This window comes from Salinivirga sp. (assembly GCF_055145285.1).
The window spans coordinates 42,353-65,355 of the sequence record NZ_JBSRDC010000006.1 but is presented as its reverse complement, the minus strand read 5'-3'; the positions used below and the strand labels follow the sequence as shown (position 1 = coordinate 65,355).

At 39.1% G+C, this 23,003-nt stretch carries 16 protein-coding genes and 1 other RNA gene; 8 read left to right on the top strand and 9 right to left on the bottom strand.

Features of this window, described 5'->3' with window-relative positions:
• Nucleotides 1–377: 377 nt before the first annotated feature.
• The gene (locus tag ACTB0Y_RS01670; protein ID WP_463205048.1) at nucleotides 378–1,601 is read right to left on the bottom strand and encodes an NAD(P)-dependent oxidoreductase; all 1,224 of its coding nucleotides are present in this window, start codon (nucleotides 1,599–1,601) and stop codon (nucleotides 378–380) included.
• Nucleotides 1,602–1,932: 331 nt separating this feature from the next.
• On the opposite strand from ACTB0Y_RS01670, the gene ssrA reads away from it, so the two are divergent.
• The 6 genes from ssrA (at nucleotide 1,933) to ACTB0Y_RS01640 (ending at nucleotide 6,876) form a co-directional block, all read left to right on the top strand.
• Nucleotides 1,933–2,331: a transfer-messenger RNA gene (gene ssrA / locus ACTB0Y_RS01665) on the top strand.
• A 400-nt stretch (nucleotides 2,332–2,731) separates the two neighbouring features.
• Entirely contained in the window at nucleotides 2,732–2,989 is a 258-nt protein-coding gene (locus ACTB0Y_RS01660) for a GIY-YIG nuclease family protein (protein ID WP_463205047.1), read from the top strand.
• 544 nt (nucleotides 2,990–3,533) lie between these two features.
• Nucleotides 3,534–4,049 (top strand): hypothetical protein, encoded by a 516-nt coding sequence (locus ACTB0Y_RS01655; RefSeq protein WP_463205046.1) that lies wholly within the window; start codon nucleotides 3,534–3,536, stop codon nucleotides 4,047–4,049.
• A gap of 52 nt (nucleotides 4,050–4,101) precedes the next feature.
• A complete protein-coding gene (locus tag ACTB0Y_RS01650) occupies nucleotides 4,102–4,737 on the top strand; it encodes a nucleotidyl transferase AbiEii/AbiGii toxin family protein (protein WP_463205045.1) in 636 nt (211 codons plus the stop codon).
• A gap of 688 nt (nucleotides 4,738–5,425) precedes the next feature.
• On the top strand, nucleotides 5,426–6,124 hold the full coding sequence (locus tag ACTB0Y_RS01645; RefSeq protein WP_463205044.1) for a hypothetical protein: 699 nt from the start codon (nucleotides 5,426–5,428) through the stop codon (nucleotides 6,122–6,124).
• Between the two features lie 8 nt (nucleotides 6,125–6,132).
• Nucleotides 6,133–6,876, top strand: a complete 744-nt coding sequence (locus ACTB0Y_RS01640; RefSeq protein WP_463205043.1) for a DUF3307 domain-containing protein — start codon at nucleotides 6,133–6,135, stop codon at nucleotides 6,874–6,876.
• Between the two features lie 374 nt (nucleotides 6,877–7,250).
• On the opposite strand, the gene ACTB0Y_RS01635 is transcribed toward ACTB0Y_RS01640, so the two are convergent.
• The 8 genes from ACTB0Y_RS01635 to ACTB0Y_RS01600 all read right to left on the bottom strand — a co-directional run bounded on the left by ACTB0Y_RS01635 (nucleotide 7,251) and on the right by ACTB0Y_RS01600 (nucleotide 19,654).
• Entirely contained in the window at nucleotides 7,251–9,227 is a 1,977-nt protein-coding gene (locus tag ACTB0Y_RS01635) for a DUF2075 domain-containing protein (RefSeq protein WP_463205042.1), read from the bottom strand.
• Between the two features lie 10 nt (nucleotides 9,228–9,237).
• Nucleotides 9,238–9,336 (bottom strand): hypothetical protein, encoded by a 99-nt coding sequence (locus ACTB0Y_RS01630; protein ID WP_463205049.1) that lies wholly within the window; start codon nucleotides 9,334–9,336, stop codon nucleotides 9,238–9,240.
• Between the two features lie 243 nt (nucleotides 9,337–9,579).
• Nucleotides 9,580–12,135, bottom strand: a complete 2,556-nt coding sequence (locus tag ACTB0Y_RS01625) for a M28 family peptidase (RefSeq protein WP_463205041.1) — start codon at nucleotides 12,133–12,135, stop codon at nucleotides 9,580–9,582.
• Between the two features lie 372 nt (nucleotides 12,136–12,507).
• Nucleotides 12,508–12,768, bottom strand: coding sequence for a hypothetical protein (locus tag ACTB0Y_RS01620; protein WP_463205040.1), 261 nt, complete (start codon nucleotides 12,766–12,768; stop codon nucleotides 12,508–12,510).
• Between the two features lie 582 nt (nucleotides 12,769–13,350).
• Nucleotides 13,351–13,605 carry a hypothetical protein gene (locus ACTB0Y_RS01615; protein ID WP_463205039.1) on the bottom strand — a complete coding sequence of 85 codons (255 nt, stop codon included), beginning with the start codon at nucleotides 13,603–13,605 and terminating at the stop codon, nucleotides 13,351–13,353.
• A gap of 213 nt (nucleotides 13,606–13,818) precedes the next feature.
• Nucleotides 13,819–14,652, bottom strand: a complete 834-nt coding sequence (locus ACTB0Y_RS01610) for a hypothetical protein (RefSeq protein WP_463205038.1) — start codon at nucleotides 14,650–14,652, stop codon at nucleotides 13,819–13,821.
• Between the two features lie 351 nt (nucleotides 14,653–15,003).
• Nucleotides 15,004–16,113 (bottom strand): hypothetical protein, encoded by a 1,110-nt coding sequence (locus tag ACTB0Y_RS01605; protein ID WP_463205037.1) that lies wholly within the window; start codon nucleotides 16,111–16,113, stop codon nucleotides 15,004–15,006.
• Nucleotides 16,114–16,282: 169 nt separating this feature from the next.
• Nucleotides 16,283–19,654: a sensor histidine kinase gene (locus ACTB0Y_RS01600; RefSeq protein ID WP_463205036.1), complete on the bottom strand. Its 3,372-nt coding sequence runs from the start codon at nucleotides 19,652–19,654 to the stop codon at nucleotides 16,283–16,285.
• A gap of 670 nt (nucleotides 19,655–20,324) precedes the next feature.
• Here ACTB0Y_RS01600 and mutL point away from each other — a divergent pair.
• Complete coding sequence (gene mutL / locus ACTB0Y_RS01595) at nucleotides 20,325–22,166, top strand: DNA mismatch repair endonuclease MutL (RefSeq protein WP_463205035.1); 1,842 nt, start codon at nucleotides 20,325–20,327, stop codon at nucleotides 22,164–22,166.
• Between the two features lie 10 nt (nucleotides 22,167–22,176).
• Complete coding sequence (locus tag ACTB0Y_RS01590; protein WP_463205034.1) at nucleotides 22,177–22,989, top strand: rhomboid family intramembrane serine protease; 813 nt, start codon at nucleotides 22,177–22,179, stop codon at nucleotides 22,987–22,989.
• Nucleotides 22,990–23,003: the final 14 nt, after the last annotated feature.

The window sequence follows — 23,003 nt, the reverse complement described above, 5'->3', positions numbered from 1 at the left end:
ACATATCTATAGAACAGCAAACGTCCCCCTATAACGATTCCAGAGGAATCGCATATAAAACATCTTCTAAAACATTGTTTATTGTGTACCCAATCTGGCCTTGTTCAAAAACATACGACTCCTCCGGGGTTTATCTCTGATTAACGGGCTATAAAATTATCGAATCTCTAAAAAAACGCACCGGCTCGGTTCGACCTGCAAAACCCCATCATAATTTGACGTAATGCTAAAACGCCTGCTAATTGCTCTAGCCGGGATCTTTTCCGGTATAAAAAATCATGAATTCCCTTTGATCTAATTAAAGGATAGAAAAAAGGGTTGCCCACTGAAAAAAAAAATTACGATGGCAAACGAAAGCATGTGGGCAACCCGGGCAACTATTCTTTTCCCGCAACATAATTTGCCAGATAGGCATAGCGCGGGGTTAATTCTCCGTTTTTTAATATGGTGGCACGCTCAACAATTTTCTCTTCGTCTGCGTGCACAATGGCATCAAAAACATTTTGAAGCAATGCTTCGCCAAAATCCTGCGAGGCATCACGCGGAAGCTCTCCCGGCAAATTATCCACTGCCATTACAGTGACATTATCGGGACTACTGAAGGCCGGCTCTTCTTTCTCCAGCATGGAATTATAACCATAAAAGGGTTCAGCAATGGTTGATGCTCTCATGGTAGATGGTATAGGACCTCCAACATCACAACTCACATCGGCAATGACTGAGATTTGGAAATTGGAATCTCGATAATCATCCGGAGTCATAAAATGGGGTGATTTTTCGTCCCAGAAATGACAAGCAATAAAAATATCGGTAACCCTGGTAAAAGGCTTAAATGATGATTTGTATTCCTTCGGATGTTGAATAAAATGATTGAAATCAAAAGGCAACCCATCTTTATGTTCCACATAATCCTGAGGCCCGATCTGACAAAGTACAGGCTCCTCAAATTCCTTATTTAGAAAGTCATCTTTTGAAACCTTTCTTATGTCTAATTGATCGAGTGTTTCCAATGCTCCTGAAGCCACACGCCCCTCACCTGTGACAAGTATTTTCTTACTACGTAGTTCCACCTTTCTGAGGCCGGCAAACATCTCATCCATATCGTGACACTGATGTGCAGGCTTTAAATGGAAACTGTCGGTTCTGATACCACGTGCTCTGAGTGCGTTGTATGCACCCACGATGCCGGCCCAGCGACCAAAAGCTACAACACGGGCTCCATCGGGCGTGGTTAAATATTCATAATCGATGAGGGTGATTTTTTTGCGCATCATTTCCTTTAGCATTTCCCTGTTATAGGATTGCTTTTTGGCAACGTGTGCAAAAAATATGTACGTTTTATTCTCTAAAAAAGTAGTTTTATCAACCTCCTTAACGCCCATCAATATATCACAATCGCTTAAATCTTCAGACAGAGGCAATTTCAGGTATTTGTACTCCTCATCTTTGTAACACCTGATGGAGCTGGGCTGAATCTGAAAATCGACTTTCCCGTATTTTTCTTTCGCTTCTAATATTTGTGGAGGTGATAGAGGCACCCTACGGTCGGGTGGTGTTTTGGTTTCACGCAATATGCCGATGCGTAAATTTTTCTCGCTCATACTTGTTTATTTTGGCTAAAGATATAAAAAAATTCACGGCTTAAAAACATTCTATTAACACCTGTTTAAAATAGATTTATAAGTGTGCATTTTCCGAAAAAAATCACACAAAAGGAACCAGCTGATTATCAGAATAAAAAGCTTTAAGCTTGCAATAGACGCTAAAAAAGATAATTTTTTTAAACTAGAAAATGCAATTTTGGTGCACAATTTGTTTACAAAAAGTTAATTGGAATATTTTTGGGGTTTAATGAATATCGCCTGAATTTTAGGGTTCAGGCGATTTTTTTCGTATTTTTGTATTCCCTTAAAAGGGATTACTACCAATTCAGGGGCCGACATGGTATTGACAGCAGGTTGAATTGGTACGTAAGCATGCCGGGTTTTGTATATTTCCCGTAAAAGAATGTTCACACTTTTTTTAATTGGCAACAATAATTATGCGCTCGCTGCGTAATCAGGCTAAGCCGGTTACCGCTTAATCCACGACTACAATAGGTCGGGACGAGTCACTCCCGGATGGTGTTTCCCGATACCGGTCCGATAAGGAGTGCCAGAAGTTTGGGATAGCTTTTACGGCGCCGCGACGTAAGAGCGAAATTCAGCGGATAAGGTCAGTTTGCGGGTGTTCATACCCTGATCTGACCCGACAATTAAGAATGGACTAAGCATGTAGAAAGCGTATGGGTTGCCTGCCTGGACGCGGGTTCGACTCCCGCCGGCTCCACCTTCGCCCGCCGAAGCTTTAGCGAAGGCGGGCGTTTTTAATATCCATCGATATTGTTATTCACTAAAGTCATACTATGCGGGCTACGGCGGAGACCTCCACATTATTGATATTTGTAAAAACCTATCAATGCCGAAGCTATAGCGAAGGCGGGCGTTTTTAATATCCACCGATATTGTCGTTCACTAAAGTTATTCTATGCGGGCTATTTGTCTGCCGAAGCTATAGCGAAGGCAGGCGGTGGATGCCATCCACAATATTTCCGTTTTAAAAAATATTTGATCTACAATGCCGAAGCCCTGGCGAAGGCGAACTATCTAATCGCCAGCAAAGTCGATGTCTTCCCTATCCCTCCATTAATCAAAAATATTTCTTTAACTTAGCTCCACAAAAAAACAGCGTCATGGAACAACCAGAGGAAAAATACTGGTATGTTTATATCCTAAAATGCAAGGACAATAAACTCTACACCGGCTGCACCTCAAACCTTAAGAATAGACTAAAAGCCCATAATTTGGGCAAAGTTGAATCTACGAAAGAGCGACTCCCCATAAAATTAATCAGCTCCACTGCATTTACCGAAAAATACAAAGCCTACAAATTCGAAAAATATCTCAAATCCGGTTCCGGAAGGGCTTTTGCAAAAAGACATTTGATGTAATATCAAGTTTGAGCGAGTATTCAGAAACAGGAAGCCACCTCCTAACTCAAACTAAATATGAATACAGTTTGAGTGTGAGTAAGGAGCAAGAGAAAGAAAACTCTTTACTCACACGCTAACTCTAACTCATATGAGCTGGTCTGGTTCCACTTGTTGATGTAACCAACAAGCGGGTTGGGGAGGTGGAATTGGGTTATGAATAAACAGGAAAGTAAATCAAAACAGCATGGATTATAAAAGGTCCGATCGGTGCTTCAGATTTTAAAGCATATATTTTACCGTTACTATTTTTTAAACCCATCCCCGATGTGTACAACAAGGAATATCAATTAGAAAAGAAAAATCCCGGATAGTTTTTTCAGAATATACATTATCGGCGGCAAAAGCATGAATTAAGATCTTGAGGGAGCTAGACAATAGACCAGAAAAAATAAGGCAGAAGCCTTTATCGCATATCGCGATATGCGATAATACATTTTAAATATTTGTATTTTAGTTTATTAATACTTAATATTGCATATTGCAATACGCAATATTAAACTATATGAAAGCACAGCAACAAACAATGCGCCCACAAGATATTCTGGTTCTGCTAAAGATTATAGCCTTTGGTGAAAACTCATGGTCACAATTAATATTGGCCGATGAGCTTTTTATGAGCCAATCAGAGATCAGTCAATGTTTATCTCGTTCAAGATATGCAGGATTAATGCAACCAAATGCAAAAAAAATAAACAGGCAAAGCCTAACAGAGTTACTACAATATGGCATTAAATACGTATTTCCGCAGCAACCGGGAGCCATTGTTCGTGGCGTACCAACCGCACATTCAGCACCACCACTGGATACATTGATTCAAAGCGAAGAAAAGTTCGTATGGCCATCGGGTAAGGGGTCCGTGAGGGGCCAGAGCATCATTCCTCTTTACGCATCGGTAGTTGATGCGGTTAAAATAGACCCTCTTCTACACGAATTAATGGCACTGGTGGACATCATGCGGGTTGGCAGAGCCCGCGAACGGGAAATTGCCATTCAGGAACTCAAAAAACGAATCTTATAATGTCGCAATTCAATGCTATCAATATCGATGTAATAAAAAAATTGCCCGTGCATTGGGTGATTTAAACCAACGCGTGGTTTACGTAGGTGGCTCTGTGGTGAGCATATATGTAAATGATCCCGGGGCTGATGATGTGCGGCCCACACAAGATATTGATCTTTCGTTGGAGATAACCTCATTGGGTGAATTGGAGAATTTGAGGCAGGAATTGACTAAAAAGAAATTCAAGCAAAGGCCTGAAGATTCCGTAGTTTGTCGATTTCGCTATCAAGGGATTCCCGTGGATGTTATGGCCACGGAAGAAATTGGGTGGGCACCGGCCAACCGATGGTTTAAACCGGGATTTAATTACTTGCAGCTATTTGAACCGGAACCCGGCTTAAAAGTGCGCATATTATCCCTTCCCTATTTTCTGGCAACGAAATTTGATGCTTATGCCAATCGCGGTGAAAACGATCCACGCACCAGTAAAGATTTTGAAGATATTATCTATGTGATGGATAATAACACAAATCTCACGAAAGAAATTTCAACTGCTCCGGATGATGTCAGGGAATTTTTACGCATAAAGATTAATAATCTTTTAAATAATGATATGGAAGAAGCTATTTTAAGTCATTTGAATCCTTACACGCAAGCAGAAAGATACGAACTACTTATTGAAAAATTAAAGAAAACCACATCATGACTTTTACAGAACTCAACAGTGTCGAATACTTCATTATTAATTAATCGGGGATAACCTTGTGGATCAAAGCCCTAAAGAGCCCAAAACAGCCTGGATGCTTAATGGGATTAAAGATCTGTGGAAACATTACAGCGGGAACATAATAATTAATACGAGTCTAAAAATAGTGATTTTGTGCTATTTTCAGATGTAAAATCCCCGTTTTTGACCAGATGCCGGTAAGCAGTGGCATGGTGGCAGCGCTTATGTAAGGAGCAACCGCACATTCAGCACCACCACTGGATACTTTGATTCATAACGAAAAAAAGTTCGCATGGCCATCGGGTAAGGGTTCCGTGAGGGACCAGAGCATCATTCCTCTTTACCCATCGGTAGTTGATGCGGTTAAAATAAACCCTCTTCTACACGAATTAATGGCACTGGTGGACATCATGCGGGTTGGCAGGGCCCGCGAACGGGAAATTGCCATTCAGGCACTCAAAAAAAAGAATTGAATCATGACATTTATAAAACTCAACAGGGTTGAATATTATAAGCAAGCCGCATCTGATAAGTGCGAAGGCTTATTATTTCAACATATAAGGTTTAGCTCTAATACAATCAGTCAAATATAAGTGCCAGAGCTTATTTTTAGCAATTATAAGGCTTAGCACTAATTTTTTTGTATATTTGTTCAAAACCAAAACTTATGTATGCTACCATAACAGGAGATATAATTGGATCGTCGAAACTAAATTCAAGCCAAAGAAACGAGGTGTTTTCTGCGCTTAAAGAAGATTTCATGACCCTGAATGAGTTGAATACAATGACATTCCCTTTTGAATTTATAAGAGGGGATAGTTTTCAGGGGGTAACATCTGATATTTACAATTCATTGAATCTTGCCTTGCAAATGAAATGTGTGTTTCGAAGAAAATATACAGGTGCAAAAGGAGTACAGAAAAAGCAAAATGCAGAACGAAAAAATTGGCGCGTATATAAAAACCTTGACGTGAGACTGTCTGTAGGAATTGGTAAAATCGAATACTTGAAAAATGACCAGTCTATTTCGGATGGGGAAGCTTTTAGACTTTCAGGAAGAGCGTTGGAAGCAATGAAAACCAGGGGGCAAAAAATATTAATCACTACAACCAACAAAGGACTAAACAGAGAATTGGAGGTTGAGTTAAAGTTGCTCGATGCTATTATAGACAAATGGACGCCCATGTCGGCAGAAGTTGTATATCATTTACTATTTCATAAAACGGAGCGTGAGATATCAGAAATATTTAACGTATCACAATCAGCAATCAATCAACGCAAACGCACCGCCGGATGGGATGGAATTGAAATGCTGCTAAAGAATTTCAAATATCTAATGGAAACAAGTCAACAATTAACCAAATAAAATTTATCATGGAATTTGATCATACACAGTGGATTATTCTTATTAAACTACTCATAGCTCATTTTCTGAGTGATTTTGTTTTGCAATCCAATTCATGGGTGCGACATCGAAAAACGAAAGGTGTTCAATCGATATATCTTTATGCTCACAGTGCCATTGCCGGTCTTTTATCCTATATTTTAATTGCACAATGGAGTTGGTGGTATGTTCCCGTTGTGATATTTGTAAGTCATGCACTAATTGATATATGGAAAAGCAGGCAAAATGGAAATCCGTCAGTTATATTTGTTGTTGATCAAAGTCTTCATGTCATAACTCTTTTTGTCTTTTGGCTTATCATAATTGGAGGTTTCGAAACAATGACAAATATTTTTTCGGAATATCTCAATAGTGAAAAAATATTGTTGATTATACTTGGGTATACGCTTATTCTGTGGCCATCGGGAATTTTTATTCGCGAGGTAACCATCAAATGGCAGAATCAAATTCATGAGGTCCAGAACGAAAGTAAAAGTTTAAACAATGCCGGCAAATGGATCGGATTTCTGGAAAGAATACTCGTGCTTACATTTGTATTAATTAATCAGTTTGGAGCAATTGGTTTTTTAATTGCAGCAAAATCCATATTGAGATTAAATCCAAATGATCAAACCATCCCAAAAAAATATACGGAGTATGTGCTCTTTGGAACGTTGCTCAGCTTCACTATTGCAATTATTACCGGGCTTCTTATTCGTATTTTTATCAAATAAACATTCGTATGACATTTACAGCACTCAACAGTGACGAATATTCATTATTAATTAATCGGGGATAACCTTAGATCAAAGCCCTAAAGAGCCCAAAACAGCCTGAATGCTTAATGGGATTAAAGATCTGTGGAAACATTACAGCGGGAACATAATAATTAATACAAGTCTAAAAATAGTGATTTTGCGCTATTTGCAGATGTAAAATCCCCGTTTTTGATCGTATGCCGGTAAGCAGTGGCATTGTGGCAGCGCTTATGTAAGGAGCAAGCGCAAGGAAACTCATCTCTCCCACACTAACTCAAAGGCATATGCTCGGGCATGACACTGAAAGATTCGCAAAAGATGATAGCGATTGTTAAAAAAATAGAGACAATTTATATCACAGGTATACCTAAACTCTTTAGGTATTTGAAGGTTGGATCGTAATAATCAGGGTTTCGTGTGTGATCAGCTGGATTCCCTTCTGGAATAACCAGCACCATTCCTTGCCTTGCTCTTGTCAATAATACCCTGTAGGCGTTTATCAAATATTTTTTTCTATCTTCCTTAAGGATGTTTTGCCATTTAGACCCCACAAAAGAAAAAGTTTTCCAACCATCTTTTGAGTATCTTAAATCTCCATCCCAAGTAATGCAGGCCCAATCTAACTCAAGGCCTTGAACATGAAATTCAGTAGCTACATCTTCTAAGTAAAATGAGGATCTTACATCTTCTTTATCATTTAAAAACCAATAAACTGGATTCATAGGAGATTTTACATCAATAGCAAATGGCTTTAACCTCTGTGCCTGTGAGGATACGACGATACCATACCTTTCACTACCTCTGGCTTTTTGCTTGAGCCATTCTTTAGCCTTTTTTAAATTTCTTGTAAGGACAATAGGATATTTATCTTTTAGTTTTAAATAGGCTTCTATAGCTTTTTCTTGATTCATATCTAGCACATGTTTAACAAATAGGGATAAATTTTCTGCTCTAAATGAACGCATTGAAACCCCAAGATGCAATTCAGAATCTAAACTTACATTAGTCCTCAGTTGTAATTCTGATATTATGTCAGAAGCAGAATATTCAGAATCAGTAAGGTTAGGTGAAATAAAAACATCCCAATATGAAAAGCGATTCTTGATTGCAGCTAACCATTCAGAAATACCAGCCTCACCTGTATTTATTTCTTGGCCTCCTCCAACTAAGCAGACTACAACTGCCCAATCTTTATGGCGATCAAGACACGATATAAGAAACTCAGGTTCTGAATACTCAAAGTTATGTTGACCCTTTTTTTGCCTCATAAATTTTACTGTTTGGTCTCTATTCCAAGCTCTTTGAGCCTCATCAAATATCGCTACATGATCATAAGGTGGATTAGGATCAACTAGATATGCATCTCGATAATGGTGAATATTTTGAACAAAAGTTTTAACGCTTGCTTTGGCCTTTCCTTTTGTCAGCTTAATCCCATTAGCCTTTTCATTTTTTATTTTATCCCTTGCTAAAGCCTCCTGAAGTATCGCCACCAAAGGCCCATTACCTGATAAGTATACACTTGCGTTTCCATTTATTTCATCAAGATGTGAAGTAGCCACTTTTAGACCAACCAATGTTTTACCAGCCCCGGGAACTCCAGTAACAAAACAAATTATTTTTCTTTTTTCCAACTTTGCTGTTGCTATTATTTTTGATATTACAGATGTAGTTTTAGTTAAATTTTTTGCTTCTGCATCGCTTCTGGTTATTTCATCCACGGTATGGCTTTGGTAAAGAGTTAATGCGGCTTCGACAATTGTTGGAGTTGGATAGTAGCGGCCCTTGGCAAAACGATCTGGATGTAAAATTTGAGCATAACCAAAAAATTCTATCGTACGACAAATAACGGCTCGAAACTCTCCTTTATTAACTTTTATTGGTAATGATAAATTATCTTTATGAGATGTTGTTAATACTTCCCCTGATGAATATTTGGCTTCAGTCGCAACCAAAACTGGCACTAAAAAAGCTTTATGACTTGGTTCGTGAAAATTTTTGAGGTCTAATGCATAATCCCATACTTGCTCCAAGTTTGAGCGGTAGTAATTTTGCTCTCCTACTTTAAATTCAATAACAAATACGACACCTTGAATTATTGCTAGAACATCAACCCTCTTTCCCATGCGTGGTATTGAGAATTCAAAAAATAAAGTTCCTTCAAAATTCCAAAAAGCTTCTCTCAAGATTGATATTTGAATCTCCCATGACTTATTCTGGGCCAATGTGGAATCAAATTGATTAGCTAAAATTATTTCTCCAATAACCTCTTCAGTAGTTTTTTCAAGGAAAGATTGAATACTGTCTTTGTAGTAATAATTTAGCATGAAAGATTACTTAATTCTTATCGTATAACCTGTATCTATAGCCATGCGCATGAAGGAACTTACGCACCAGAATTTCAGGTTTTGTATTTTTCCCTTTAATTCTGGACATGTTGTAGCTTCTGGTTTTTTTATCATGCACGTCCGCCATTTTATTTATGCCTGATATAAAATATATTGATAAAAGTAATCATTCGATCAGGAATAACAAAGAATAGTAATATGTTTTTATAATTTCTGGTTTACCAGTCTGCATGCCCTTTACACACTACCTACACATAAAAAAAGCGACCGATGCCCCGCATCAGCCGCTTTTCATTATTTTTATTTTGCCAGCACTTTTGGCGCAGTGGCTTTAGGGTGCTGTAATGTGTAGTTTTTTCAGGGTATGGTGTTCGGTTGTGTTGATTTTCAACAGGTACATGCCCGGCTTCAGGTGGCCGGTGGCAATTTGGCCCGTAGGCTGGTTCACCTTTTTAGTGGCTACTACCCGCCCCGACAGGTCGTAAATTGTAACCGATTCTATGGTTGCAGTAGCTGTGTACCGTATGTTTTGGCCCTGTGGCAGTGGATTGGGATAAACCGTCACGGTGCTGTTTTGTAATTCGTCTATACCTATTGGGTCGTAAGTTACACTAACCTCATTGGATGGCCCGGATTCGCCCGCTGCATAGGTGGCTGAAATGTAATAGGTGTAGGTTTGGCCATCTGTTAAACTTCCGGAATCGTCATAAGCCGTATCGGCAACACTTGTAATGGTGTGAATTTGTGCGTCGTCGCGATAAATGTTGTAAGCCACAAAACCGGAATCGCTTACCGGGTTCCACTCCAGGTGGATGTGATCTTCAATGGCTTCTCCGGCAAGGTTTTGAGGTATTTCGAGCACGCTGGTCTGCTCTGCTGCAATGATTTTTACATTGTCTACAGCCGAATACCATGCCCAGTTATCGTTATCGTCGTAATAAAAAGCCAGTTGTGCAGTTGCTGTAAGTGCTTCTTCCGGCAATTCTATGTTGTGGGTGGTAAATCCACTTGTGGAACTGAGTGCTTCCAGGGTTACCCATGTAGCATCGGGTGAGGTGCGGTACACCACGCTGTATTCCTCGTTGGTGTATTCGCGAAAGCCATAATCGAATTCCAGAAACGCAACAGAATAAACCGACAAATCAACTTCGGGTGAAATGGCATAATCCACCACATGTGTACCCGTGCCCACATCGTCGGAATCGGTACTCAGGTAATTGGTATTGTTGCCACTCAAATTTACCTGAACACCCCAGCGCCAGCCAGTATTGTCATCTTTAATGGTCCAGCCCTGTGTACCATCTTCAAAATCCCAGAAATGGGTTTGCATAAGTCCCATCGTAACGGAAACCGTATTGGTAGAATTGGATTCTCCGCCATTTTCGCCGGTGTATGAAGCTGTGATGTAGTAGTTGTAAGTCACACCATCTTGTACGGTATTATCTGTAAAAACAGTATCGGCAATATTGCTGATGGTGGCAATTTCCAGATCGTTACGGTACACATGGTATGCTTCAAAATCGGTTGTACCATCAATGGGTGCACCCCAGGTCAGATCAACATTACTCTCGTTCTGCACCAGGGACAGTTCCATTGGTGGGTAAAGGCCGTTGAACAGTTCTGCTGCGGTAGCCATAAATGCCACGCCGGCCTGGGTAAATTTTTGTGCCAGTGTGGGATTGTTCACAGATGGCCCGATCAAATCATTGTCGGTATGGATATGCGGGCTGTAATTATCTGAATCCTCAAACGGGAAAATACCCATATACCCATTATTGTTGAAAGAGGTATGATCGGAGTCTCCACCAGTCATAGTACCTTCGTTTACAGCAAAATCGTCTACGTACAGGCCCACCACTGTTTCATAAAGGTCAATTAGTGGCTGTGCAGATGAGGGAGCCATCATGTCGGTATGGTAGGCGCTACCTTCCTGTAGGTAACCAATCATATCGAGGTTGAGGTAACCGACAATATCCATTCCGGCATCGGCGGCATTTCCGGCCCACTCTCCACTGCCTATAAGTCCAATCTCCTCTGCCGACCAGGCACAATAGATGATGGTGTAATTGAAAAGTTCCTGACTCAGGATTCTGGCTATTTCAATCACGCCGGCTGTACCCGAAGCATTGTCGTCGGCACCAGGTGCATCGGCGTCATAACTGGTAGAATCGAAATGACCGCCCACAACGATATATTTATTTGGGTAGACAGCGCCAACCTGCGTGGCGATCACATTTTTTGCGCCATCAACACCGGCATATTGCACTTCTGTCGACAGGCCATATCTTTCAAACTGTGCCTGAATCCAATCCTGAGCATCTGCTGCTTCAGGTGAATCATACTCCCGCGTACCGTAATTTTCCATGTGCTGAATATCGGCAATAATGCTATCTGCGATTACTTGTGCTACCAAATTTGCAATAGTCGTATCTACATTTTTCGAATCATAAGTCAACTGTTGCGATTCGGGCAAGCGCACGGGGTGCTGCTGAATTTTCACCAGGCCACCATGCACGGCTACATCCAGATTTTTGATCTCTTTGGTGGTTGCCTGCACCACAGCTACATCAGCATCGTGGTAAAGCATGCTAAACTGTGTGCCAATGTCTTTCAGATAGTTTTCTGCATCTTTTTCCGGAAGCCAAACCAGGTAATAATTCCCTTCTCTATCCCACGCATCTTCTTGTATGAGGCTGCTTGAATATTTATCACTGACTTGTCCGCTCACAATGCAAAACGCATCATTGTAGTAATGAACGGCAAGATTTTTTGATTCAATGAGCGATTTGGAATCTTTTGCCTTGTTTAAATCAACCTTGTAAAGGTCTTGCGAAATTGCATTTATAAAAAATGCAATAAAAAATGAAATGAATAGTAATTTTCTCATAGTTTTGCTGTTTGGATTTTTCAAAAAAATAGTTATTGAAACCGCTTCGAACCAGCGCTCTGTAGGCGCACAACTGATTTGCATCCAGCAATTTCAGGGATTCAAGATATAAAAATCCCTTTATACCACAAAGTTTCAAGCGGTGAAAAGTCATCAGCTGCTTACGGTTTGCTTGTGAGGGAAAGGCAAAAGCCACAATTGTGTCAGGGAGGTGAGATCGATTTAAACGACAAAATAAAATTACTGAAAACCGTTCAATGAATTGTGTTTAATTTATTTAAACGCAAGTTACAATAATGATTAATATCAGGTAGTAAAAAGCGCTTGCCATCAAAGATTCATGATTATTTCGCAAGCGCTTTTTCTATTGGGTTATTTGCTTGCATCGAGGTCCAATGCATTATACTTAATTTCGAAATTCTCCTGTGCCTGCTTAATGATATCAATGGTTTCAGAAGCCGTATCCATTACTTTTTCGAGTTCTTTATCCAGATCGGGCGACTGAATATCAAACAGTTCTACCTGTACCAGCCCAAGTTTTTCTATTAAACTCTGCTGTGTGTTGTGCACATCGCTGAGTTTATTCAGCACTGATTTCATGATCTCAAGTTTTTCTTCTTTACTTTTTGCCATAATAATTGTTTTTTATCCTCATTAGTGAAAACAAGGCTTTTTATGTAATTATTTAACGTTTATGTAGAAATGATTGTTTTATTAATGTCAACTCCTTGTTAAGATTCATAATAACTCAATTAGCGCCGATTTTCCTGATTCCGGAGGAATCACATGTTTATAGCTTGACAGCAAGCTATAAAAATCACCGCGACGGGCATTTGATTAACAGATGACCTTATCAATCGGTGATTTGCAGGGGGTTCATAATTATTGGACTCCTCCAAGACTATAGATATGTAAACCCTCCGATTAAAAGCGCCGCATACATTTTCGATTGACTCAAAAAAGTGCAAGGACTAAATGGAAGAGATATATAATAATTATGGTATACGGCAATAAAAACGGAAAATATTTTCGAGACTATAATTTTTTCCAAACGGATATCGTTGCAAAGCAACCTCAAAATATCCGAAATGACGACAGCGGTATTAAACGGTTATAAAATGTGAATTTTAAAACAGAAATGATTCCAGAGTTGTCCCTCCTGTAATGATTTTAGGATTTAACTACATGCAGGTATGTTATTTTGATTAATGCCGATCAAACATTATCCTTTTGACTCTCTTTTCCCTCTAACTTTTTTCGATTTCTTATAGAATTTCTAATCAAAAAATACCACGCTAGTGTCATAATGACCGACTGACCCGTAGATGAAATAGCATGTTTTTTCAGATCACCTATAGTATATGGATCATGGGTCAGCGCAAAGTGAAAAATCAGCCAAAAATAGCCATGTGCAAAGAACATACAGATAAAAATCAACACATACCCCCAAAAACTAATTTTTTTTTTCATTCTTTTATTTATAATGCAATTACTAAAAGGCTACTCTTCTTTACTATTTCTATAAAAATCCAATCATAAGCTTTGATTTTCACTTGTAATTTAGGAAAAATTGCCTAATAAAAAAGTGAAAATTCTAAAAGCACCCCAAATCGGGGTTAACCTAACTTCCACAAAGGTTTTAGTTAAAAATGTAAAACCTTTGCGGAAATTAGAAAGATATCGTTACAATGATGCAGTTGCTCCGCCAAATGCAGAGGATAAAGCTGCTGAACCCACTAAAATGCCTAGTGCGGTCCAACCAACTGGTCCCGTAGAAATTGCAATACCGACAAAGCCAAGACCAAGATCAAAACAATCAGAAGCGCAACATAGGGCAGCAATTTGGCCTGCTGAATGCTCTTCTTTACCGTGGATTTTCGTTAAATGCCGGTACCCAATTCCTGAACCTCCATATTCTTGTGGAAACCAAAAATAGGCGGAAGCTTTAAATGTTTCAAAGTACATTTTCAAAATATTTGTCTCGGTTTTGGTGAATTGACCTATAATATCATCCAACTTACCATCAACAAAAAACTCTAATTCAGAATAACTGAAGTCACTATTGACTATTTTTTGATTTGACTGTTTAACGAATTCAATCATTTCTTCCTTATTGGGCAAATCTGTACTTCTTAATGCATTATAAAACTGCTCACTTGTGGTTGGAACAATTTCTCCATTCTCATTCTTAAAGCCTTCTACTATCGAAAGCTTATCTTCTCTTGTTAAATTAGGCAATTCTGTATTTAAAAAATTATTCGTGCAATTAATGGCTTTATCTTCATCTTGAGAATATCTATAGTTTTCTATGATTTCTGCAAGATATTCATTATGCTTATTTGCAAGCATTTTAATTGTTGAATCATTTAATGACAATACTTGTGAACTCTTTAGTGAATTGTTTAATTCTACTCTATTTTCATCTTGATTATCGAATTCCTTTTCACAAGAGGTTAATGAAACAACCCCATTAATTAATACAAATAACAATACAAATAATTTAATTTGATCTTTCATAATAATTCTTTTTTTGTGGTTAATATAAAACTGTAATCATGATTACGAAGCAAATCAAAAAAAAAAACAATTAACAAAATTTTTAATAAGTTTTTTTCAAATTTACTCAAGCTGGCGAAGATTTGCCTTCGATAAGTTTGGCTGGCCGGAATCTGGTTAAAATAGCGCAGGGATTAAGCGGTTAAATTAAGCAAACAAGCGGGATAAAATAATCGCGACTTATTTAGCTCTTTACGCTGGTGGCAGAAATATCTTAGATAAACTGATTAAAACGGATACCGCTAATGCTCTTATTCGCGAAAATCCATTTATCAACGATATCGTTTTTTCAATTTCAGATCAAAGGGCACCCTAAAACCTGAGCTCCAGGGCCAGTTCGAGCACATAATCATCATCTGTGGCACTATTGCGATATCTTATACGCTCATAATCGACCACAATTTTGCTGCCTTTATAAAAATGATACGCTACCCCTGTGATGAATCTTTGTGTGCGCTGTGTGCCTGAATTATATGCAAGTGAAAAATCATCGTAGCGGCCTATCAGGCTTATGGCAGAATTAAACAGTTTAGCTTCTCCGAAAACGGAATAACCTTTTTGGGGCACCGCACTATACGACAGCGTATCCTGAATGGCTGTACCTTTGTAATTGCCCTTACCATTGTAACCTTCGAGGGTGACCACACTATAGCGGGTTTCGAGCGACAAATAGGCCGATTGATAATGCCAATGTGGTTCGGCTTCGATGTTACCTCGCCCCAAAGCAGCATGGTAGGTAAACTGCAGCCCAGGGAACACCTGGTACAAAGGCCGTAAGGTAAGACGTGATTCCAGGGTTTTGTTATTGTTATTTTCGAGGGCATGGTAGCCACCGCCATTAAACACACCCAGCGAAAAACTCCCGTATTTGCCGGGAAAATCATCATTAATGTTTTTTTGATATTCCTCATCCAGTTCATCTCCGAGCAAAGCCATAAAAACAACGCCAAAATCGGCTGAATTAATCATATCGTTACGCTCGAGAAACATCTGACCCTCTACCCTGTAGTCGTTCACACTTTGCTCAAAATCTATCCAGGGCCGGTGCACCAGGCCAAACTCGAAATGAGGTTGATGGAAAAACAAAAACTTTTCGAGTTGATATTTCAGGTAAAGGTACTTTAGCCGAATTTCGATATCTCCTTTCCCATCTCCTTCTTCATCCACAGTAAGGTCAGTAGTGATGCGTCCGGAAAGCTTTTCACTTATACCTTTTTTGATATTCACATACCCGCGTTTGAGGGTAAACTCATTAAATTTTTCTCCATCATTTTCACCTATTTGATGGGCAAGAAACCACTGCATATCAATCGTCAAATCGGTCAGCAAAAGCGAATCCAGTGATTTCTTATCCGTTTGCCCGTGCAATAAACCAAAAAGAAAAACCATTGCGATGAGTAAAGCAAGGCGGTAGCTATTCATAACTATACAGTTTGATTATGAAAGTGTTTTTTTATCAAACCACAAGTATAATAAAAATAATGCTGATAACGTAAAGCCAATCAACGGTCTATTAAATATTTATGACTCACGTGAAAAGTTTTATGAGAAAGTGCACCCGCGTAAAGTGCCTTTAAAAAAATTAAGTTTCTCAGGAGCGTGGCAAAGAAAAGTAAACCGTTGTTCCATACCCCTCTTCTGATTCAATCCAAATTTGGCCACCCAGCATTGTTACTATTTTTTGGCTCAAAGCAAGACCTATTCCTGCACCCCGGTAGAGTTTTTTACGATCGTTTTCTAATTTTGTAAAACGCTTAAAGACCATTGCCACGCCTTCTTTACTCATTCCTTTACCGGTATCGGACACATAAAAAAGAATTCGGTCAGGGTTCTTTGAGTTTTCTTTTTTAATACCCAAAACAACTTTACCTTGCTCTGTATATTTAAGGGCATTATCGATAAGATGCATAAAAACCTGTTTCACGCGCTTCAAATCAGTGTTGATTATAATCTTTTCGGAGGTATCTTTTTCAATATCCAGCTCAATGCTTTTTCCTTTAAACTGCTCTAAATAAGTATTATAAATTGTTCTTAGTAAATGGTCGGGATCGACCTCGCTGCTATCAGGTTCAATTTGTGCCGTTTCCAGCCTGGAAAGATCAATAATATCATCAATGAGAGATAACAGGTTGTTGACATTGACCATAATCATTTCCATATAGTGCGATCTTGACTCCTGATAGTGGTCATCAGTAAGCAAGTCGGCATAACCAACAATAGCGTTTAAAGGTGTACGGATTTCATGCGACATATTGGCCAGGAAAGAACTTTTCAGGTTATCTGACTCCTCAGCTTTCTCCTTGGCTTTTTTCAAAGCAGCAGTTCGTTCCTCTACCAACTGCTCCAGGTGGTTTTTATGAACCTCTAACTCATCTTTCTGGACCCTGATTTCTTCCTTTTGCTGCTCAATTTCATCGCGTTGATTCACGACCATATCTGTTCGCTCTTTCAAAGCAGCTGTGCGCGCTGTAACCATAGCCTCCAAACGTCTATTTTGTTTTTTCAGTGCATAAGTATATAGCCTCACAAACATTATTAATACAAAAACGGCAACAAATCCGTATACCAAATAAGCCCATAGGGTTCGATACCAGGGAGGTAAAACTTTTAAGCGGTATGTGGCTTCGGAGCTTATCACACCATAAATGTTCTTTGCTCTTAACTTAAACACATAATCACCTTCGGGCATATTGGTATATATGGCTTCTGTTTTCTTTACCCATGGGCCAAAGTTTTCATCAAATCCTTCCATTTTATATTGATATTCAATCTGTGCTGTTTCTATATAAAATGCAGGTGCATAATTTATACTCAGACTATTATATTGATATTCAATTTCAGGAATAAAATCATCTGTTTGCTCTTTAAAAATACGCTTTTCAGCCATACCGCTTGTGTAATTTCCCTTGAATATAACCGAATCCTGCCCAATTGTTACATTTCTTATTTGAGGCTGATAGGAATGTTTGAAGGTTTGTTTCATGTTTAATGGAAAAATGTAAATGGCATCAGGGGTACATACATTAATAATTTCATTTTCCGCATTGTACAAAATATTAGAGATCTCTTTTCGTATGTGAATAAATGGTGCTGTATTAAACTCCTGTACTTTTTGTCCTAAATATAAAAAACCGACTTTATCGCTATCTACTATAAAGGTTGTATCATTCACCGGTATAATAATACCGACATCCTTAGGTTTGTCGCCCAAAACCGGGTTAAAAACAGTATCATAAACGAATGTAATCGAACTATCATTTTTGCTGCTCAAATCGGCGAGCCTGTATAGCCCACGCTTAGAGACCACAATAACCTGGTCTCCAAAGGTGTATGGAAAAATATTATTTTTATCCTCCGGTAAGCCATTTTTGGAATCAAATTTTGTCAATTGATAATCGTTATGGTCCTGTCCTGAAAACTCCAGCATCTGCAACCCTTCTGTGTGGGTTCCCAGCCAAACTCTATTGGGTGGAGTTTCAGCTATTTGCATTATCCTGCTATTTACAGCCTCAATATCATATAAATCAGTAAAACTTATTTCTCCTGAAGGCGAATATTGAATACGAGCAATCGCCATTCCCTGCCTCAAGCCTATCAAAACTTTGTTTTCCAAAAGGTCGCTTTTCTTTATTGTAAACACAAAGTGCCCTTTAACTACTTGCCGGACACTACCTCCTTTAACCTGATAAACTCCTTTGGAGGTGCTGACATACAAATCACCATCGATCCTCGAAAAACTCCAGCAGCTCTCCTGCACTTCTTTAATTGGTATAAGCGTGTGATCGTCCTTAACATTGTCAAGTTGATAGGGTTTCAAATAATACAAACCTTTCAGTGTACTTATGTAGGTATAACCCTTATACTGAGCAACACTGGTCACAAAACCATCTAACCCCTGATTTTCATCATATAAATGAACCGGATAACCTGTAAAAACCTGAGCTATACCATTAGCTCCCATAACCCACAAATTATTAAATCTATCGGCATAGAGCCCATAAACGCTGCCTGTTTTAAGGCCCCGGGATTTATTGATAATACGTAACAGATTTCCCTTGTTATTAATAATCGCAACACCTCCTCTTATGGTCCCCAGTGCTATTCTTTTTTTATCGATGCGTACGGCTGTGTAGACTTCATTTTTCTCAAGATAGGCTTTCAGGTCACTGGAAATTTTTAATGTTGCTATTTCTCTATTTTTCGTATTGAAAAGTAAGATACCATCTTTTTGGGTAATGAGTAATAATTGATCTTCCCCGCCCTTCAGTATATTAATAACGCCCGACTTCCTGTTAGCCAACCGCTCTGTACCCGGAATTACTGTGACTTTGCCATTTTCAAGTTTACCCAATCCATTATCAACATCAATAAACCACAAAACATCATCGATATTGAAACCAAACAAGGGCCCCACATTATTGGGTACAATACTTATTCTACCTCTGTGGTATCGGAAAATTTTCGTTGTAGTAAAAAAATACACACCATGTGAAGTGCAATGTGTTTTCCACACATCGCGCATTTTCTGCAGAGAGTCAGGGAGTTTCTTGCTTAACGATTTATAATGGTAACCACCAATAGAATCAGGAAAAAATACGCCAAACTCATTATAGGAGCCCGCATAAATCAAATTACTGGAATCAACCGCAAGGGATCTGAATATACTTTTATTCCGGGCCTGGTACTTATTCCACGTAGCACCATCAAAAACCATTAAATGTTTATTGGACCCAAAAAACATAATATCGCGATGATCGGCAGTGGCACTCCACACCTGTGCGCTCGACCCATAATCTTCATTGGTGTAATGTCTAATGAGATAGCCTCCACTATAATTATATGCGTAATTCTTTTGGGCCCATAGCATATCTTCTGGGAACGTAAAGAAAGCAACCAGCAAAAGCATGAAAACCTTTACCCGTATTTTATCAAAAAATTTTCGAAGCAAGAGTTTGCACAACATTACTATTCTTTATTTAATGAGCACATATCTCTTACCCTCAAACAGAAACAGACTAATATTCTATCAATCAATGCCGGTAAAATATGTACATCTTTTTGGTTTTTAGCTGTTTTATAAATATAGTCTTTTTTCGAATATATAGCCAAAAAAAACATTAAACCACATGTTTAAAAGCACAATACAGCGATTACTCCAACTCACGCGAAAAAACTTAATCATTTGAGAGCATATATTGTATATTTGTAAAAATGGCATAAAATTCGTGTTTCAAAAATATAAATAAGACCATGCTAAGAGTAAAATTCTTTCATACACCCAAGAATAAAAAGTTCAACTATACTCCTCTTTATTACGATCCTGAAGAGGAAGAACGACAAAGACGAACTGAGAGGTTAGGTGGTAAGAGCAGTCCGGGAGACTCGATAAAACACGAGTTTTCGCGCAGACGCCAACAACAGAAAAAAACAGGGAGAATCTCTAATGCGAGAGCCTTCATTATCATCGTTATTCTTCTTTTAATTGCTTATTACCTGATATTCGGTAATATTCCATTTATCAGCTAAAGCATCCTGATATTTTCTTGCAGGTCTTTTTACCAGTAGTATTTTCGTGAGGTATTTTTTGAATAATATTTACATTTGCCCAAAAGCCAGATAAGTTCGATTGAAATATGGGAAATCAGATACACCAATTACCTGATCATATAGCCAACCAAATAGCGGCCGGAGAAGTTATTCAGCGCCCTGCATCAGTAGTAAAAGAGCTCGTGGAGAACGCTGTGGATGCCAGTGCGGATAAAATTACAGTAAAAATAAAGGATGCCGGAAAAACGCTAATACAGGTGATTGACAACGGTAAAGGCATGTCGGAGACCGATGCACGCATGGCTTTTGAACGACATGCAACCAGCAAAATTGCTGAGGCAAATGACCTTTTTCACCTCACCACCATGGGTTTTCGAGGTGAAGCGCTTGCATCAATTGCAGCTATAACCAGACTAACCCTAAAAACCCGAACTGCTGATGAAGATTTGGGTACAGAGTTACAACTCAGTGGTTCACAGGTCACCACACAAGAGCCCGTGCAATGTCCGGCAGGTTCAAATTTCCAGGTTAAGAATCTGTTTTTTAACGTACCTGCGAGAAGGAAATTCTTAAAAGCCGATACTACTGAATTTAAGCACATTAGCGAGGAATTTATACGCCTGGCACTTACGCATCAGGAAATTGAATTTGAGCTCATACACAATGACCAGATAGTATATCACTTACCCAAAACCAACCGTATACAAAGAATCATAAACATTTTTGGCAAAACTTATAATGATAAACTCATCCCTGTAGAAACACAAACCACATTGGGGCACATCCATGGGTTTATTGGCAAAACCGAACTGGCCAAAAAAAGCCCCGGAGAGCAATATTTTTTTGCCAATAACCGCTTTATGCGGCACCCCTATTTTTACAAAGCCATGATGCTAGCTTTCGATCCGCTGTTACAAAAGGGACAATATCCTGTATTTTTCATATATCTTGATGTGGATCCGGACACCATAGATGTAAACATACACCCAACAAAAACAGAAATAAAGTTTGAAAACGAAAAAGCACTATGGCAAATATTGCAGGCTGCAGTAAAAGAAGCCATAGGCAAACACAACCTCACGCCTTCCATCGATTTTGATATGGAAAACAGCATTGATATTCCTGTGGCCAGCAATCAACCTGAACCCGCCAGTGCGCCCGAAATCAGAGTTAACCCGGAGTATAATCCCTTCGAAAAAGAAAAAACTTACCAGCGCCAGGATAGCTACCAACAATACGAAAAAAAGCAACCGCAAGAGAATTGGGAGTCGCTTTATCAGGATTTCGACCGGCCGGATGATTCGTCGACCGTAAAATTTAAACGCGACCTGAACCTGGATGAGGACACAAGAACTGACAACTTTTCACCTGTCCGTTTTTTTCAACTCAAACAAAAATATATATTATCGCACGTCAAGTCTGGCGTAATGCTGATGGACCAAAAGCGCGCCTTTGAACGCATTATTTTTGAACAATTGCAACAAAACCTGAACCTAAAGAAATCATCTACCCAATCATCGCTTTTTCCTGATGAATTTAGCCCCAACCCCTTGGCGGCCGGCACATTGAGAGAAATTATCCCGGAATTGGCAAAATTAGGGTTTCAAATAGAGGAGCAAAATCAGATATTCTTTATTAAAGGCGTACCAGGGGAGCTCACAGACCTTCAGCCGGCCCAATTGCTCGAACATTTACTCGCAAGTCTCGACGAAGCCGACCCTGACCTGCATGAGAGTCTTACAGCTCTCATCGCTTCAAAACTGGCACAGATTTCGTCTATCAACATAAAAAAAGCATTAAACCAGGAAGAAATGGAACATTTGACAGAAAGTTTGTTTACCTGTCAGATGCCAAATTACACACCAGAGGGAAAACCCGTGTTGCGGATATTGACCCTTGAAGAAATTGATAAACTATTGACAAACTAAAACATAAATTATGCAAGGATACGGACAACCGGGTATTGGGGGCACGCCGCCGGTAATAAAAAACCTGCTGATAATTAACGTTATACTTTTCTTTGGTACTGAATTGCTTACCAGCATTGACCTGGTAAAATACCTGGCACTGTATTACCCGGAATCACCTCATTTCAGACCCTACCAGTTTATCACCCACATGTTTATGCATGGAGGCCTCACACACCTCTTTTTCAACATGTTTGCATTATGGATGTTTGGCCGGGTGTTGGAAAGTGTTTGGGGCTCAAAACGTTTTCTCATATACTATTTTGTCACAGGACTCGGAGCTGCTGCATTGCATTTGTTTGTCAACTACCTCACAATAGATGACATGAAAGCTGCTGCTATAGCATTCCAGAATACACCTTCACCGGAAGCTTTTCAGGCTTTTGTGAAGGATTATTTGTCGAGGCCATCAGATTATGTACTTAACCTTGTCAACCATTACTACGACAACCCATCAAGTTCCAGTGTGGCTGGTAAGGCCGGGGGTGTAGTAAGTGAAATTGTTAAGCACCACATCAATGTACCCACCATCGGGGCTTCAGGCGCAGTATTCGGAGTGCTGCTGGCTTTTGGTATGCTATTTCCCAATACTCAACTCATGCTGCTGTTTCCACCCATACCCATCAAAGCCAAATGGTTAGTAATTGGCTACGGTATATTGGAATTGTTCCTTGGCATTTCAAATCAAGGTGGTAATATTGCCCACTTTGCCCACCTCGGCGGTATGATTTTTGGATTTATTCTAATAAAATACTGGAATAGCAAAGGCAAAACCTTTTATTAAATGAAAACACCACT